The following is a 17,048-nucleotide window of genomic DNA, read 5'->3' on the forward strand; positions in this document are numbered from 1 at the left end:
TTTCGGTGGCGACTTTGCCAGCGAAAACAGGTCTAGCGAATGGGACCGAGAAAACAGTAGCGGCACTAGGTTTACCTGTAGAAGTGGATGTCACCTTAGACGATAACAGCACAACTAATGCAGATATCATCTGGGATCTCGCCAGCGTAACCTATGATCCAACGAAGAAGACAAAACAATCCTTTACGGTAGAAGGCATCTTAACGCCTCTACCAGCCAACGTCACCAATACCACCGACAAAAAAGCCAGCATCAGCGTAACAGTCGACGCAGAAGCAACATCACCTAAGCCACCCGTGACTTTCGAAATAACCTCCATTACGCATCCAACTTCCATTACTAGAGTAAAGAATGGAACAGCCAAAACAGCTACAGCCCTCGGCTTGCCAAATAAGGTGGAAGCTACACTCAGTAACGGGAGTACGATCCAAACAGAAGTAAATTGGCAGGTAAATGATACGAGCTATGACCCTCATGAAAAGAAAGAGCAAACATTTACCGTGAAAGGTACCATAGATCAACTGCCAAGTGGTGTCCGTAATCCACAGAATCTGACAGCGAAGGTGAAGGTAACAGTGGATGCTGCAGAAGACGAGATTACTGGAGACATCGTATCGGTCGACGATCTAGCCACCATTACAGTTGCCAACGCTACACCTAAAAATGCAAAAGCACTTGGTTTACCAGACGAGGTACAAGTTACGTTGGATAATGATCGTACCACTTACTTGGAAGTCGACTGGGATGTGGGAGGAACGGATTATGATCCTTCGAACAAAGAAGCACAGAAATTCCGTGTGACCGGCCATTTTATTTTGCCGAATAGCATCACGAACTCGAAGGATAAGAAAGCCTCTATCCAGGTAAAAGTAAGGGCCGAAGAAGATACTGGAGAGAAGAGAGAGATCATCGAAGTCATCAATCCTCGTGCCATTCATGGACTAGACAATGGCACAGCAAAAACAGCGAAAGCCCTTGATCTACCGGATGAGGTAAAAGTAAAGCTAGATGACGACAGTACGATCGAAGTATCCGTCAAATGGAATGTTAGAGATGCTGATTATGATCCGGAAGACAGTAAGAGACAGCGTTTTGAAGTAGAAGGGACATTGATCGATCTTCCTGAAGGGGTAGAGAACAGTCAAGATTTTACGGTAAGCATTCGCGTCACGGTCGAGGCAGCTTCCCGAGATGACGATGATGACGACGATCACAATAGTGGTGGCGGTCGCGACAAGTCGGATTCATCTAGAGAAAAAGAATTTACACGCTCCATCATTGTAGAAGCCGGTAAAGACAACTCTGTACTGGAGAAGATCGATATTACCCGAAAAAACACGATGAGTGGTAAAAAGGTAGACGAATTGACTCTCGACACGAAGGATGCAAGAAAAATACTAGAAAAAGCAACCGAGAACAATAAGGATATCATTCGGATTTTAATTGACAGCTTGTCGAATGATCCAGCCGACGAAGTGCGGGTCACCATTCCTGGAAAAGCACTTGCATTGGTGAAGGAGCAGAAGGTTTCGCTGGAGATCAAAGCAGAGGAAGTCTTCATCACGATTCCAAAAGAGACAATGGCAAGCATGGCAGACGAGGAGCTATACTTCCGTGTAATACCGATCCGTGATCAAAATGAACAGCAAATCATGATCAATCGTACTGTTCAAGCGGATCAGGTAAAGCAGATGGCAGGCGGTCAGGATGTTTTGATGGTAGGAAAACCTGTAATAATTGAAACCAGCTATCGAGATCGTCTTACAAACGTGGTGCTTCCATTGAAAACAATCACGTTGCCAACGAACTCGAGCGAACAGCAAGCTTTCCTCGACTCCTTACTGATTTATGTAGAACATACCGATGGGAATTATGAGCTGAAGAAAGGTACTATTAGCTATGAGGCAGGAAAGCCTGTCGGTATCCAGATCAGCACGAATCAGTTCGGCACATTTACAATCCTGTCCCTACAAGGCAATCAGCATTTGCCTTATATGAAAGGATACCCGGATAATACGTTCCAGCCAAATCGAGAGCTTACACGTGCAGAGGTAGCAACGATGCTCGCTCATTTCCTACTGGAAGAGGGAGCGCAGCTTACCGCCGAGGTGCAGTACACTGACGTGAAAGCCCATTGGGCAGCAGACTCCATTCAACAGGTGACTTATGCAGGTCTAATGGTTGGATATGGTGATCGTTTCCACCCAGATGCCAAGGTAAGTCGAGCAGAAATGGCAGCGATTATTTACAGGTGGAAAAGCCTTGCTGAAAATGGACAAGCAGCTGTCTATTCCGACACAAAAGGAAATATCGCAGAATCAATCATAGCCACCGTAACAGGGCAAGGATTCATGAAAGGCTATGAGGATGGTACGTTTCGCCCGAATCAAATACTCACTCGAGCGGAAGCAGTAACCTTGTTCAACCGTTTGACGGGAAGAACGCCACTCAAGGCAAATAAGGAAGCCATTTATGTAGATGTACCGAAGAGCCACTGGGCTTTTGAAGATATTGCGGAAGCAACTACTTTCCCAATGTCCGAAAAGCCCGAGAGTAAATAGAAGTAAAGAAGAACATAAAAAGGGTTGTCTCTCAAATTAGGAGACACCCCTTTTTGTTAGTTTCTTAAGAGAATCTATCATGTACACCCATCCCATCAGACCACATAAAACAAAACCAAACGCATGCAGCGATCCGTAAATCGGAATGAAATCGTGTATGGTTAAAGAAAACATGTTTTTCAATAACGGATAGCAAATGGAAACTACGACAATCGTGTAAAAGGCAATGCAGGAAAGGACTAAAAAGAAGCTCGACTTCTTCTGTAAAGTGCTTTTCCTCAAGTAAGCAAGTAGATAAGTCGTGTAAATCGCAATATTACAGGCGAACAAGGTGACACCAATGTACTCAATCGGCTTCGAGAAAATAATCCCGACTGCGATCAGAATGGGTCCAATGATATCGACAGCAACGACCCAAGGATACCAGCTTTTCTTCGTCATGATCCGTCCCAATAGACCGATAAAAATCGGAACAATGGCAGATGAGAAATGAAAGTGGAGTGAACTCAGTGCGTGCGTTGCAGGCTTAGCCTGGAAGAGGTCAAATTGATATTGATAGAGAGTGAACCAAATGCCCCCGATAAAAAAGTAAACGAGCCCCGCGCCAATCGCTATTTACTCTGTTCTTCCCTTGCGATTCACAATAATGGTCAGGCCATAGATGCCGAGCAGAAAGGTGAACAGTAGCCACCCGAGCGAGAGGGTCCCTGGTATTGCCGAACTTCCCATTCCCCACGTCTTGTTGCCCATTACAGAGGCTAAGGCGAGAAGCGCTGCGGGAAAGTGAAGCAGCTTGATAGCAGTATAAATAACCCTTTGCTGTTTATTCTTTTCGTCATAGCGCAAAAGTAAAATCACTAGAGGTACAATGACGAAAGCCGCAAACATGAGAAATTTTTCGACAAGGTTAAATGGGAAGTAATCCAGATAAAAGATCAGGATGGATATGATTCCACCGGGAATCGTCTGTACTATCAATGGTTTCATCACTTGCCCCCAAGAAGCCATTCATGGATATTCATATAATTGATTGCTTATAGTAGTGTAACACATTTTGGGAGGGCTATTCTGTTCATGAATCGAAGGTAAATCAGAAAAAAGAAGAATTGCCACGTCTACCTACAAGACATGTGCCGTTACCAGGTCTAGTGTCCACACATAGGAATAAGCAGATGAAAAAGCTTACTTCATGAACGAGGTGGGTGAACATACGATGGCACAAAAACGGAAAAAAGAAGGTACCCGTTTGACCGGTAGGGTCGTGTTACCGGGCAACTCGTCATACAATGCGGCCAGAATGGAGTTCAACAGGCGCTTTTCCAAGTTTCCACGGGTCATCGTTTTTTGCAGACGAACGCAGGATGTGATCAACGCAATAAAATGGGCTCGTGAGCGGGGCGTACGGCTGCGAGCGCGTAGTGGGCGGCACAGCTATGAAGGCTTTTCTGCTGTAAATGGTGGGATTATCATCGATGTGAGCGAGATGGATAAGATTAAGGTAGATCGCAAGAATATGGTGGCTCATGTACAGACAGGCAATCCTCTTGCCCGCGTGTACAGGAAGCTATGGAATGAGCGCGTGGCACTCCCGGCTGGGACTGCGCCCGACGTGGGCGTTGGGGGGCTTACCTTAGGCGGCGGGATTGGCCTTTTGTCGCGGAAATATGGCCTTACTTGCGATAACCTGAAACAGGTGAAGATGGTCGTAGCATCGGGGCGGCGTGGGGCGAAGACAATCGTGGCAAATAAGAAGAAGCATTCCGATCTGCTTTGGGCATCACGAGGTGGTGGCGGAGGGAACTTTGGCATTGCTACAGACTTTTCGTTTCGGGTACGGCCTATCCAGGATGTCTCCATCTACAGCATTACCTGGAAATGGCGCGATCTGGAGAAGGTATTCCCGACTTGGCAGCGCTGGGCAGCGTCTGTCACGAACCGCTTAACTTCAACCATCGAGGTGGCTTCCAAGCAAGTGGGTACTATCGTGTCTACCGGGCAATTGCTAGGCAGTGCAAAAGAGCTGCGGCGATTGATCAGACCTTTGCTGAGAGCAGGAACTCCGGTGAAGGTGATGGTGCGGACAGTGCCTTTTATCGAAGCAACCAGGTTTTTTGCCGAAGCGGACTTGAATCTGGAGCCGAAGTTTAAAATAACCGGGGCTTTCGGATTTCAGCCTTTGCCTCGTGAAGGAGTGCGGATCATCCGCAATTTCCTGTCCAAAGCGCCCAACAGGCATTCTACCGTATGGTGTCAAAGTTTGGGTGGTGCAGGAAGCGCGGTGAGCCGGGTCTCACCAACTGCAACGGCCTATCCTCATCGGAAGGCAGAGACGATCTATGAGCTGTCGGCGCGATGGAGGAATGACAGCGAGCAACAACGGAATATCCAGTGGGTGAAAAGATTCCGCAGAGCGCTACGTCCCTTCGTTGTTGGGGACTATGTGAACTTTCCCGATTTACAGATCAAGAACTGGCCAGAGGCGTATTATGGTGTGAACTTTGCCAGATTGAAGCGAGTGAAACGAAAGTACGATCCGCATAATGTGTTTCGTTTTGCCCAGAGTATTCCGGTGGGTAGCAGGTAAGCAAATCAACAAGGGAGCATGCCGCGGCGTACTCCTTTTTCATTTTTTCGCTGATAGGCGGTAAGTTTTTGGAGGAGGGTGGACTAGAGGTATTGAATTGCTATTTGACAGGATTGTTCTATTAAATTGGAGCATATTAAAATCGGACGTTTTGTATCGAATCGAATAGGAGAGAACAGCCATGCATGATAAGAAAATTACGGTGCCAGACCACACGGCGGTGCGGGTAGCGTTGTGGCGGGCATTGCACGTACAGATCGATTCACCACCGCATGTGCTAGAAGACGAGATCGGTCAGCGACTGGCGGCCCCGGAAGACGAATGGCGCCAACGCCCTGACATGGACCCAGAGAGCACGAGTGGATTCCGAGCATCTATCGTGGCCCGTGCTCGTTTTATTGAGGATTTGGTCACGGAGCAGCTCGGCCACGGCGTCACGCAATACGTCATCCTTGGAGCTGGACTCGACACCTTTGCTCAGCGCCGACCGGAGATCGCTTCCCAGATGCGAATTTTCGAGGTTGACCAACCAGACACGCAGAACTGGAAGAGGCAGCGTCTGCACGAGCTTGGCTTTGGCATCCCCGAATGGCATCGACTTGTGCCTGTTGATTTCGAAGCAGGCGGGTCTTGGTGGGAGCAGCTGAAGGTCGCTGGCTTTGACGCTAGCCAACCAACTGTGGTGGCATCCACTGGCGTTACCCAATACCTCACCAAGGATGCGATTGTGGCTACGTTGCGCCAAGTAGCGACGCTTGCTCCAGGCTCCACGCTGGCCATGACGTTCTTGCTCCCCTTTCACGTCACAGAAACCGAGAAGCGTCCTGAGGTTGACGAGGCGGAGAAGGGAGCGCGAGCAAGCGGTACGCCTTTTATCAGCTTCTTCACACCGCCGGAGATGTTGGCACTTGCCCGCGAGGCTGGTTTCCGAGAAGCCCGTCATGTATCCTCGGCAGAACTTAACCAGCGCTACTTTACCGACCGCACCGATGATCTTCGGCTGCCAAGCGGCGAGGAATTCCTGGTAGCCACTACATAGAGAAAACGGCATACAACTCCATTTGATAAGCTACGGTATTCCTCAGATAACCGTAGCTTTTTCCATGACAACGGTATTTCTCTGCCATATTCTATGTGATAAATTATGGACAGATTCTATTTCGAAGTCGAAGAAGAAAATGACTAGGAGAGTCAAATGAGAAAGGGCCATGTCCTACTATTACTAGGCTTAGTAGTAATCATCTTATCCGGTGCGCGTATTTTGTGGATGGAATCATTTCGTGATCAACAAGCGTCGATTAAGAATGGGCAATTCGATTTACGTGGGTGGAATGCAGAAGATGGTGACATTCTCTTACTCAATGGGGAGTGGGAGTTTTATCCCTCGCAATGGTTGATAGACGACGGACGGCAACAAGGAGTAGACGAGAAGAAGCCATCGCTTATTCAGGTCCCGGGAAAATGGAATGAAGCTCTGCATGCTGACAAGTCAACTCCATACGGATTTGCTTCGTATCGATTGCGTCTGTATGTAAATCCGGAAAAGGACCTGAATTATAGTATTCGTGTACCCAGCGTGCGCACGGCATCAGAATTATATGTAAATGGCCGATTGCTTGCTAAATCGGGACGGGTGGCGGAATCGGAGGATGCATATCTTGCGAAGAACCTGCCTTATACGACAACCTTTACGGCAGACGAAAACGGCGTAATCGATCTAGTGATTCAGGCGGCAAATTATGTGGATAGTCGAGGCAGCGGCATTGTTCGATCCATTAAATTTGGATCAGAAGAAGCCATTACAAGGGAAATGAAAATCTCCATTTCTACACAGCTTCTGGCAGCTGTAATCTTTCTTATGCACTCTATTTATTCGCTTATTTTGTTTTTGCTAGGAAATAAGGAAAAGAAGCTACTTTATTTTTCTTTGGTGACATTATGTATCGCACTTACTAGCGTGTTCAGTAATGATGAGAAGTTGTTCCACCAATTATTCTACATCGGGATTGATTGGGATTTTCGGCTAGCTAACGTTGCTCTCGTTATTGGCGCCTATGCGTTGTTGGAGTGTACGAATCATCGCGAACTCCCTTATTGGAGCAGGGTGTATCCTGTATATAAGGTAATGAATATTGGGACTGTTGGGATTACGATGTTTTTAGCCCCTCATCAGGTGATTATGCTCTTCCCCGTTTATTTTCTATTAGGTGGGATTGCAGCAGGAATTACGATGATTGCCTTCTTTAAAAAAGTCATCAAGGATATCAAGAGCAATCTTTTACTGCTTTTTTCTATTCTTGCGTTGACCCATCATTTTATTTGGTCGTTAATCTGGCGGGAAAGCGGTTTGAGTCTGGTTTACTACCCGTTTGATATGATTATTTCGATGGGGTGCTTAGCCTCTGTATGGTTTAAGGATTACTTTAACATGCATGCCAACACAAAAGAGATTGCCGCAACCTTGCAAAGAATGAATGACCATAAGGATCAATTTCTGGCCAACACTTCACATGAATTTAAAAATCCACTACATAGCATTTTGAACATGTCACAATCCGTTTTAAATAGGGAACGACATTTGTTACAGGAAAGGAGTATTAAAGAGCTTGAAACGGTTATATCTGTAGGACGACGGCTGACATTGATATTAAATGATTTGATTGATGTGATGAGTTTACAGGAAGGCAATCCACGCCTACAGAAAAAAGCCATATGGATTCAGCCCATCGTAACTGGAGTCCTTGATATGCTGCAATTTAACCCAGAAGTAAAGTCAGTAAAAATCGAAAATCAAATCCCTGAAGATTTTCCTCCCGTACACGCGGATGAGAACCGGGTGATTCAAATCGTTTTCAATTTACTTCACAATGCAGTGAAATATACGAACGAAGGGATCATTTCCATCCAAGCTTTTGCCAAGGACGGAAGAGCTTTTATTGTGATTCATGATACAGGGATTGGGATGGATGAGGACATGCAAAAGCGCCTATTCCGTCCGTACGAGCAAGCCAGCACGAGCGAGACCATGATTGAAGGTGGCTTTGGGTTAGGTTTAAGCATAAGCAAGCAGCTAGTTGAGCTCCATGGAGGTACGTTGGATGTGTCCTCAGTCTTAGGGGAAGGCTCAACATTTACCTTTTCGTTAAAGCTGGCACATAGGGAAGCGGAGGAAGAGGTAGCTGTTTCTCGTTCATTCGAACCGGTAGTCGTACAATCTATGCCGATTCAGGAAAAAGTGGAGCTCCCTTCGGCTACGAAACCAACAACTTTATTAGAAGTGAATCGCGATCGTCCGCGCCTATTGATTGTGGATGATGACCCTGTTAACCTTCAGGTGCTGGAAGCCATACTACCTCCAGACGAATATGATGTAACCATGGTGACGAGTGGGAAAGAAGCGTTGGCTATCCTGGATACAAGGGAATGGGATCTCGTCATCTCCGATATAATGATGCCGCAGATGTCGGGCTATGAGCTGACACGAATGATTCGCGAGCGGTTTACATTCACGGAGCTCCCTGTTTTGCTCCTGACCGCAAGAAGCCAACCAAAAGATATTCAAAGTGGTTTTTTAGCGGGAGCAAACGATTATGTGACCAAACCAGTAGAAGGAATGGAAATAAAATCGCGGATTGAGGCGCTAACTACGATTAAACAATCTTTTCGGGAACAACTGCGATTAGAAGCGGCATGGCTGCAAGCGCAAATCCAGCCTCATTTTTTATTTAATGCGTTGAGCGCTGTAACAGCTTTAAGTGACATTAATTTGGATAAGATGCGTGATTTGCTGTATGAGTTCAGCAATTTTTTGAGGCATAAATTTAAATTTGAAGATATGGACGGGCTTGTTCCGATCGAAACAGAGCTAAGCCTGGTACGTTCGTATCTGTATATTGAAAAAGTTCGGTTTGAAGAAAGGTTGCAGGTTGTTTGGGAGATAGATGACTGTGAGAATTTAAAAATTCCCTTTCTTACGATCCAGCCTCTCGTTGAAAATGCGATCATTCATGGTGTGATGAACCGCATTCGTGGGGGGAAAATTAAGATTCGGATTTCTGTCCAGGAAACGTATGCAGAAATAGCCGTTGAAGACGATGGGATAGGAATGGATGAGGATCAAGTACAACGACTTTTAGAAAGAAAAGCAGATAGCAGTTCAGGAGTCGGATTGATTAATACGGATCAGCGATTAAAACGGCGCTTCGGAAAAGGACTGCATATCGAAAGTACGTTAGGTACAGGGACAAAGGTAACTTTTCATGTACGTAACAAGTTGAATAGCAAGAATTTGAGTGAAGATCACCCCGGTTCCTTATCTTAGGACCGGGCTTTTTTATGCTGTTTTCCAATGATTAGTAAAACTTATGATCACAATAACGAATTCCAATTGCCCGGGTTCTACTCACTGTGGTAGCTTAAAGTAAATAATCATATAAGATTACTCGGAATTAACTTTTTCTCGTGTGAGGTGCATATCGTTGGTACTTAAGGTGACAGATAGTCCTTTCAGTCAGGAACAAGTAGAGCTCCTAAATCGGTTGCTGCCTACGCTTTCGGAGGTGCAAAAGGTTTGGCTGAGCGGGTATCTTGCAGCTCTTCACAAAGTGGAGGCACCGATGGCCGCTGGGTTTCAAGCCACTTCAGCTGCGAATGGGGCAGTCATTTCCAAAGAGGTGACAGTGCTTTTCGGGTCTCAGTCCGGGAACAGCCAAAAGTTGGCCAAGGCTCTGACCGGAAAGCTTCAGGAGCACGGCTTCCACGTAACTCTCTCCTCCATGAGCGACTTCAAGACGAATGCGTTGAAAAAGGTTGAAAACCTGCTTGTTGTGGTAAGCACACACGGGGATGGTGAACCACCGGACAACGCCATCTCCTTCCATGAATTCCTGCACAGCAAAAGAGCGCCTAAATTGGAGGGTCTGCGCTTTTCTGTGTTGGCATTGGGCGACACTTCCTATGAATTGTTCTGCCAAACGGGCAAAGAGTTCGATACGCGGCTGGATGAGCTCGGCGGCAAGCGTCTTACTCCCCGAGTCGATTGCGATGTGGATTACGACGAGCAAGCCTCTGAATGGATGAATCAGGTCCTGGCTTCTCTCAGTGAAGCCTCGGCAATCCGAGTTGCTGCTGCAAGCACAATCGTGGGCGGTGCAGTGATCGGGTCAGGGTCACAGATTGAATATTCACGGTCGAATCCGTTTCAGGCTGTGGTCTTGGAAAACTTGAATCTGAACGGACGCGGATCAGATAAGGAAACCCGCCACTTGGAAATCTCCCTTGAGGGTTCCAATCTCGAGTATGAACCGGGTGACTGTTTGGGGATCTATCCCAATAATCATCCTGACCTTGTCCGCGAGCTGATTGACGCGATGGGTTGGAAGCCGGAAGAGCTCATACCTATTCATAAAAACGGGGAAGAGTTCACGTTGGAAGAGGCCTTGTCCAGTCATTTTGAAATCACGGTTCTCACCAAGCCTCTCTTGGAACAAGCAGTAAAGCTATCATCAGGAAACGGGTTGCTGGAACTGCTTGCGAAAGGGCGAGAGCAAGAGCTTCGCGATTATGTGCGAAATCGGGATTTGCTAGACCTGGTGGAGGACTACGATTTTAAGGGCGTTTCTGCCAAAGAATTTGTCTCCATCCTTAGAAAGCTGCCGCCGCGTCTCTATTCGATCTCCAGCAGCTTAAAGTCCTATCCGGACGAAGTTCATCTGACAATTCGCAATGTTCACTATCAGGCTCATGGCCGTGAGCGGTACGGCGTTTGTTCGAGCTATATCGCGGATCGTTTGGAGACGGGTGATACGCTGCCAGTATTTGTACAGCATAACCCCAACTTTAAGCTCCCAGCTAACCCGGACGCCCCGCTGATCATGATTGGTCCCGGCACAGGTGTCGCTCCATTCCGTGCCTTCCTGGGAGAACGGGAGGAGCTTGGGGCGACGGGGAAGACATGGCTTTTCTTTGGTGACCAGCATTTCTCCACAGATTTTCTCTATCAGCTCGAATGGCAACGTTGGCTCAAACAGGGCGTACTGACGCATATGGATGTTGCATTCTCTCGAGATACAAGCGAAAAAGTGTATGTTCAGCACCGGATGATTGAGAAGAGCAAGGAGTTCTATCAATGGCTGCAGGCTGGGGCGCATGTATACGTATGCGGAGATGAGAAGAAGATGGCGCACGATGTTCACGCAGCGATGGTCACCATTCTTCAACAAGAGGGCGGACTCGATTCAGAGGAAGCCGTTACGTATTTGAAACGGATGCAGCAGGAAAAACGATATCAGCGAGATGTCTACTGATTTTTGAGAAAGAATGAGAGGGGAGATGAAACCATGTCAGAAAATCATTTGCTTTCGCCAAACAGTGCTCCTCACAGTGATGTAGAGGACATTAAACGCAAGAGTGAATACTTGCGAGGGAGTCTGGCGGAAACACTGGAAGACAGGATTTCTGGGTCCATCCCTGAGGATGATAACCGCCTGATGAAATTTCATGGCAGCTACATGCAGGATGACAGGGATCTTCGCAACCAACGGAGCAAACAGAAGCTAGAGCCGGCCTATCAATTCATGGTGCGTGTTCGTGCCGCTGGTGGCGTTGTCACACCAGAGCAATGGCTCATGATGGACGATATCGCCCAGCAGTTTGCGAATGGAACGATTCGCCTGACGACTCGTCAGTCTTTCCAATTGCATGGCGTGATCAAGTGGAATATGAAGCAGGTGATTCAAGAAGTAAACGAAGCCTTGCTTAGTACACTGGCTGCTTGTGGGGACGTCAACCGCAACGTCATGTGCAACCCGAATCCGTACCAATCGGAAGTTCATCAAGAGGTTTACGAATGGGCCAAGAAAATAAGCAATCATCTCGATCCTCGTACCCGCGCCTATCATGAAATCTGGCTGGATGAAGAAAAGGTTGTCGACAGTCGGGATGGGGTAGAGCAAGAACCGATCTATGGGCCTGTCTATTTGCCTCGCAAGTTTAAGATCGGCATCGCCGTACCGCCTGCCAACGATGTTGACGTTTTTTCTCAGGATTTGGGCTTTATCGCCATTCATGAGGACGGTCGACTGCTGGGCTTCAACGTTGCGGTCGGAGGCGGAATGGGAATGACCCACGGCGATCCACAAACGTATCCGCAGGTGGCGCGAGTGATCGGCTTCGTCACACCGGAACAAGTCTTGGATGTCGCCGAGAAAACGGTCATGATCCAGAGAGACTACGGAGATCGCGCGGTGCGGAAGCATGCTCGGTTCAAATATACCATCGACGATCGCGGTATCGAATGGTTTATCCATGAACTGGAGCAACGACTGGGCTGGGAGTTGGAGAAGGCACGCTCCTATCACTTCGAGCATAATGGCGATCGCTATGGCTGGGTGAAAGGGAGTGACGATAACTGGCATTTTACCCTTTTCATTCAGAATGGACGTGTAAAAGACGAGGACAACTACCTCCTGAAGTCTGGCCTGCGATTGATTGCCAAAGTGCATACAGGTGATTTCCGCCTGACGCCGAATCAGAACCTCCTTATTGGAAATATCACCAGTGAAAAGAAGCCAGAAATTGAACAGATCATTCAAGCATACGGGCTCACCGATGGAACTTCCTATTCTGCGCTGCGGAGAAACTCCATGGCTTGTGTTTCGTTGCCGACTTGCGGACTCGCGATGGCCGAGGCGGAGCGTTATTTGCCTACACTGCTAGATGAGGTCGAGCTGATCTTGGATGAGGCGGGTTTGCGCGAAGAGGAGATCGTCATTCGTATGACAGGATGCCCAAATGGATGCGCAAGACCTGCACTGGCGGAAATCTCTTTTATTGGGAAGGCTGTCGGTAAATACAACATGTATTTGGGCGGTGGTTTCTCGGGCAATCGATTGAACAAGCTGTACCGTGAAAACATCGGGGAAACAGAAATACTGAATGAACTGCGGCCAATTTTAAATCGGTATGCGAAGGAACGTGGGGAAGGCGAGCACTTCGGAGATTTTGTTATTCGGGCAGGGTATGTGAAAGAAGTCAGATCGGGACTCGATTTTCATGAGTAGTGTAGTTGCGAAGAGAAGACCATCCCGTTAAGGATGGTCTTTACCTTTGTCTTTTAGGCTTCTCGTAGCTGTTGAATCACTTCCGCTGCGAACTGATCTGTAAACCGGATGTGCCCATTTTCCTGTACGATCCGCCCTTCCTTCTTGCGACGATCCAGCCATTCGCTAATCCATCCCGGAGCGTAGCCGCCTTGACCGAATTCTCCGCCAAAGGCGATCATTTTCTCATAGACAGCCAGGTACTGCTCGCGACTGGTATCCGGATATGACTTTGTGTATAGCCAAAACTGCACATCGTACATCAGATACGAGAGTTCATCCGCATGAAAAGAAAAATAGCCTTTTTCCTCTACAATCCGTGTACAAATGCTACGTATTTTCTGATCGATTTGTTCTACTTCCGATACTGGCGTGCACAGCTCCTCCAGCAAGGAAGAAAACTTCCCGTGGGCAACTTTATAGAGAGCCGCTTCCTTATCCTCCTCGGAGGTATCGTATTCTTCTTCGCTCACCAAGCCCCTGATAAACGCCTCGAAATTTTCAGCCAAGAAAGTAATCTCATAATCGCTTTCCTGATCAACGTGAATGACTTCGGGTTCACCATCTTCCCCGCATGCCCGGTAATCCAGCATGACTACGTCGTGACCTGCTGAAGGACAATCGCAGATCACGACTCCAATGTCGGGATATCCCCAGTCTTCAATCATAAATTGACTGCCGAGATCCCCGCAGAGCGAATAACTTTTCTCACGGCCAATGCCTAGAATGCCCGTAATGGCAATGTGATCCTCAGCCCAGGAGGTAGGGTCTTCTGTTGGAAAGCACGTGTTTTTCGGAATGCCGCCATTCTGCTGCTTCATTAGTGCAAGATAGGAGGCAGGGAGCTTGTATCCCAACTCTTCCTCGATCGATGCGATCAGTTCATCCGTGGGTGGCTCGGATAGATATTCCTTTTTCGCGTACTCGCTGTCGTCCCAGAAATCTTCAAGTGACATGTTCGAAAAAGGAACTTCTTTCAATCCTGAACCCTCAACAGCCGCTGCCTTTTTGGCTGCTATCCGACGCTCCTGTCTTTGCTGCTTTTCCGCTTTTTGCAAGCTCCACTTTAACCATGATTCGGTATTCTGATTACCGGTTTCTAACTTGTCAGAGGTACGGAATGACTGTGCCGCCTCTTCATATCTTTTCAAATGATAGAGGGCAAAACCTACCCGAAAGTGCCAGACTGAATCTCGTTGACCTGCTTCAGCAATATTCTCCAATTGGTTGAGCGCTTCTTCATAAAGACCCAAGTTGTTATAAGCTCTGCCCAGTCGGCTGATTGCCTCATAGTCTCGTTCCTTCTCGGGAACGGCTAACAGCAAATCCACAATTTGCTGGTGTTCGTCTTCTTCATGCCAGCGATTTAATTGTTCGATCAGTGCCTGGTCCATAGCAAACCTCCCAAACGATTCTTTTTCTTAGATGCCAGCCAAGCGAAGCTGCCACCATCTACCAAACAATTATGTATTCATATAAGATTAATTTATTTCGTGTTGTTTGTGCACATCTGATCTTGAAGAGATTAAAGATTTAGGGGGCGTACAAGTTGAGTAAGTTGGATATCCATGACGTATGGTTCGATTTTGCAGCAGCCTTTGTGCAGAAAAAGAATGCTTTGGGCTGGAACATACTGACCTCACAGGAACAAGAGATTGCCGCCTTATGGTTGTTGGAAGCTGATGTATATAACGGCGGGTTTTTGCAGTTTTTTTGCAACTGGGGAGAAGAGGCGTATATCTACGCGGTACGGGCATTACAAGCCATCGGGGCAGTCCATGCTCTCGAAATCGTCCAGTCGGGATATGCCTGCATCGAGCATTTATCGGAAGACAACCGCCTCACCCAACTCTGGGATATTCCACGGTTCCTTACCGAGGATGAGGAAGAACGGCTGGATAAGCTTGATCAGAGCTTCTGGGAAGACCAGGATCGCATTGCAGAAGTTGCCCATCGATATTATGTACAGCAGCTAGGAGTACCCACCCCATCATAAGGTGACGGGGGTGGGTACTATCAAGGGAGAAACCGACAACTATTCAATCGTGCTAACTCCCTTTGACTGAAGCATAAGTAGCAGCTCTTGAATAGCAGGAGCGAGCTCATCATTCCCTTCCATAATCGCGGTGAAAACGGGAATGGAATCTTTTAGCAGCGAATAACTGAAAGAAAAATAGCTGAAAAATGCCTCCTGCTCATAGCCCTGCGGCTCCTCCTCTTCCCACGATAATTCATCGTCTTCCTCGTCCTCTGGCCACAAGTACTTTTCATCCAATAGTTCGTTCATGGTCTCAACCGCATTTTGTGAATCCATTTCGTCCACGTTTATAGCAGAAGCTACAGCCAAGTACAACTGAATTTCCAGCGAAGAGACCTGCTCTGGTTTTTGTTTGGCAAGCTCCTGTAGGAGTATCAGTAGCGCCCACGGCGTCGTCTGCCACAAGGTGCTTTGGTGCTCGATTAGATTGGCCAATTCCTCATATTGCCGGGTCTCTATAAGCCGCGGAATGTCCGTCCCTCTGCCATAGGCTGTCGTCAAACGCTGCCACGGAATGTTGTTTGTCAGGTGGGTCAAAGAGTTCATCTCCATCTCTATACTTATTTCTAGCTACTTTACAGCTACTCAGCAAGGGAAGCGGCTTTGTATAATAGTTCATTCCGCCAAAAGATATCCCTCAAAGCAGACAAAGTATTTTCTAGTCACCTATGTTCTCCCTTTTAGACGAAAAGCCCTCTTTTACAAAGTTGTCGGTTAACGATGCAACTTACTTTAAATAGATGAATAATAATCGAAAACTAATATAGGATAATTTTGGTAATTATGTTAAATTATATGTAATCATCTGAGGTATCTGCTAGCTTATAGTGACAAGTTCTATTAGAGGGGAGCCGTAAACTATGAATTCGACTGTCGACAACATGACAATTTCTCTTGGAGAGGATTGTTATCTAGATATAGAACAAGAGGTCATTGTAAAAGATGGAATGGAGAGCGCTCTTTCTCGAACGATGTTTAAAGTCTTGCGTTACTTAGCAGAAAAGATAGGAGAAGAAAGGACACCAACTGAATTAATCCGGCGTGGCTGGGGAAAAAACAGCACCATTCAAAAGGATGCTCTATATGTAGTGATAAAACGGATTCGTGAGCGTCTTGAAGATGATCCTTCGAAACCTCAATGTCTAGTTTCCAACTATGGAAAAGGATATGTCTTGTACTTAAGAAAAAAGAAGAAGGCGCTCTCGAAATAATATCAAGATTATAATTTTCCGAAAACTATATAAACTGTAAGTTTTTTGGAAAAATTATTGTGATAATATAATTTATGCAAGGCAAAAAATACAAATAATTGAAGGAGATGGAAATTGTGTTGAAGAAAAGTATGGTAGGCGTAATTGCAGCACTTACTTTGGCAATGGGTTCTCAGGCGCTGGCGGCAGAAGAAATTCAGACAAAAGGCAAGGTTGAACTAGTCAACTCTAAGGTGTCTCCGTTCGCGATAGAAAACGTTGGTGGCGGTACTTGGGATTACGGTACACAGATCAATGGTTCGCAAAAGCATTGCTGGTCCCATTACAATCACCCGGATAACTATCATTCTTCGACAGCTAAGGTAGGAACCAGTACCGATAAGAAATATGCGGACGCTGGCGAGTGGTCATTGGCGGATGCTTACGGACCAAAAGATAAAACCGGGTATGCATACTGGGACAACGAGGCGAAATCTCCTAATAAATAGAATAATTTCAAATCAACTACCATACGTTACTCTTCTGAGTATCGTATGGTATGTTTGTGAATATATG

General features: G+C 46.8%; 13 protein-coding genes. 9 read left to right on the top strand and 4 right to left on the bottom strand.

Annotated elements, in window-relative coordinates; all coding sequences use genetic code 11:
- Positions 1-2,561: S-layer homology domain-containing protein (locus ACQ5DJ_RS22470; protein ID WP_429844388.1), on the top strand; the 2,561-nt coding region annotated here is incomplete at its 5' end.
- Positions 2,562-2,597: 36 nt separating this feature from the next.
- Here the strand turns inward: ACQ5DJ_RS22470 and ACQ5DJ_RS22475 are convergent.
- Together ACQ5DJ_RS22475 and ACQ5DJ_RS22480 are read right to left on the bottom strand one after the other, a co-directional pair.
- Complete coding sequence (locus tag ACQ5DJ_RS22475) at positions 2,598-3,176, bottom strand: YndJ family transporter (RefSeq protein WP_429844438.1); 579 nt, start codon at positions 3,174-3,176, stop codon at positions 2,598-2,600.
- Positions 3,177-3,548 carry a hypothetical protein gene (locus ACQ5DJ_RS22480; protein WP_429844389.1) on the bottom strand — a complete coding sequence of 124 codons (372 nt, stop codon included), beginning with the start codon at positions 3,546-3,548 and terminating at the stop codon, positions 3,177-3,179.
- A 226-nt stretch (positions 3,549-3,774) separates the two neighbouring features.
- Between ACQ5DJ_RS22480 and ACQ5DJ_RS22485 the strand changes: the two genes are divergently transcribed.
- From ACQ5DJ_RS22485 to cysI, 5 genes are all read left to right on the top strand, one after another.
- On the top strand, positions 3,775-5,145 hold the full coding sequence (locus ACQ5DJ_RS22485) for an FAD-binding oxidoreductase (RefSeq protein WP_429844390.1): 1,371 nt from the start codon (positions 3,775-3,777) through the stop codon (positions 5,143-5,145).
- Between the two features lie 181 nt (positions 5,146-5,326).
- Positions 5,327-6,184 carry a class I SAM-dependent methyltransferase gene (locus ACQ5DJ_RS22490; RefSeq protein ID WP_429844391.1) on the top strand — a complete coding sequence of 286 codons (858 nt, stop codon included), beginning with the start codon at positions 5,327-5,329 and terminating at the stop codon, positions 6,182-6,184.
- A gap of 156 nt (positions 6,185-6,340) precedes the next feature.
- A complete protein-coding gene (locus tag ACQ5DJ_RS22495) occupies positions 6,341-9,466 on the top strand; it encodes an ATP-binding protein (protein WP_429844392.1) in 3,126 nt (1,041 codons plus the stop codon).
- 157 nt (positions 9,467-9,623) lie between these two features.
- Complete coding sequence (locus ACQ5DJ_RS22500) at positions 9,624-11,450, top strand: assimilatory sulfite reductase (NADPH) flavoprotein subunit (RefSeq protein ID WP_429844393.1); 1,827 nt, start codon at positions 9,624-9,626, stop codon at positions 11,448-11,450.
- Between the two features lie 33 nt (positions 11,451-11,483).
- Positions 11,484-13,205 (top strand): assimilatory sulfite reductase (NADPH) hemoprotein subunit, encoded by a 1,722-nt coding sequence (gene cysI / locus ACQ5DJ_RS22505; protein WP_429844394.1) that lies wholly within the window; start codon positions 11,484-11,486, stop codon positions 13,203-13,205.
- Between the two features lie 53 nt (positions 13,206-13,258).
- Here cysI and ACQ5DJ_RS22510 read toward each other — a convergent pair whose 3' ends face one another.
- Positions 13,259-14,638 (bottom strand): SMI1/KNR4 family protein, encoded by a 1,380-nt coding sequence (locus ACQ5DJ_RS22510; RefSeq protein WP_429844395.1) that lies wholly within the window; start codon positions 14,636-14,638, stop codon positions 13,259-13,261.
- 155 nt (positions 14,639-14,793) lie between these two features.
- On the opposite strand from ACQ5DJ_RS22510, the gene ACQ5DJ_RS22515 reads away from it, so the two are divergent.
- The gene (locus ACQ5DJ_RS22515) at positions 14,794-15,240 is read left to right on the top strand and encodes a DMP19 family protein (protein WP_429844396.1); all 447 of its coding nucleotides are present in this window, start codon (positions 14,794-14,796) and stop codon (positions 15,238-15,240) included.
- A 39-nt stretch (positions 15,241-15,279) separates the two neighbouring features.
- Here ACQ5DJ_RS22515 and ACQ5DJ_RS22520 read toward each other — a convergent pair whose 3' ends face one another.
- Positions 15,280-15,828, bottom strand: coding sequence for a hypothetical protein (locus ACQ5DJ_RS22520; protein WP_429844397.1), 549 nt, complete (start codon positions 15,826-15,828; stop codon positions 15,280-15,282).
- Positions 15,829-16,142: 314 nt separating this feature from the next.
- Here ACQ5DJ_RS22520 and ACQ5DJ_RS22525 point away from each other — a divergent pair, with 314 nt between their 5' ends.
- A complete protein-coding gene (locus ACQ5DJ_RS22525; protein ID WP_429844398.1) occupies positions 16,143-16,493 on the top strand; it encodes a winged helix-turn-helix domain-containing protein in 351 nt (116 codons plus the stop codon).
- Positions 16,494-16,609: 116 nt separating this feature from the next.
- On the top strand, positions 16,610-16,981 hold the full coding sequence (locus tag ACQ5DJ_RS22530) for a lactococcin 972 family bacteriocin (RefSeq protein WP_429844399.1): 372 nt from the start codon (positions 16,610-16,612) through the stop codon (positions 16,979-16,981).
- Positions 16,982-17,048: the final 67 nt, after the last annotated feature.

The organism is Brevibacillus sp. FIR094 (assembly GCF_050477165.1).
Lineage (GTDB): Bacteria > Bacillota > Bacilli > Brevibacillales > Brevibacillaceae > Brevibacillus.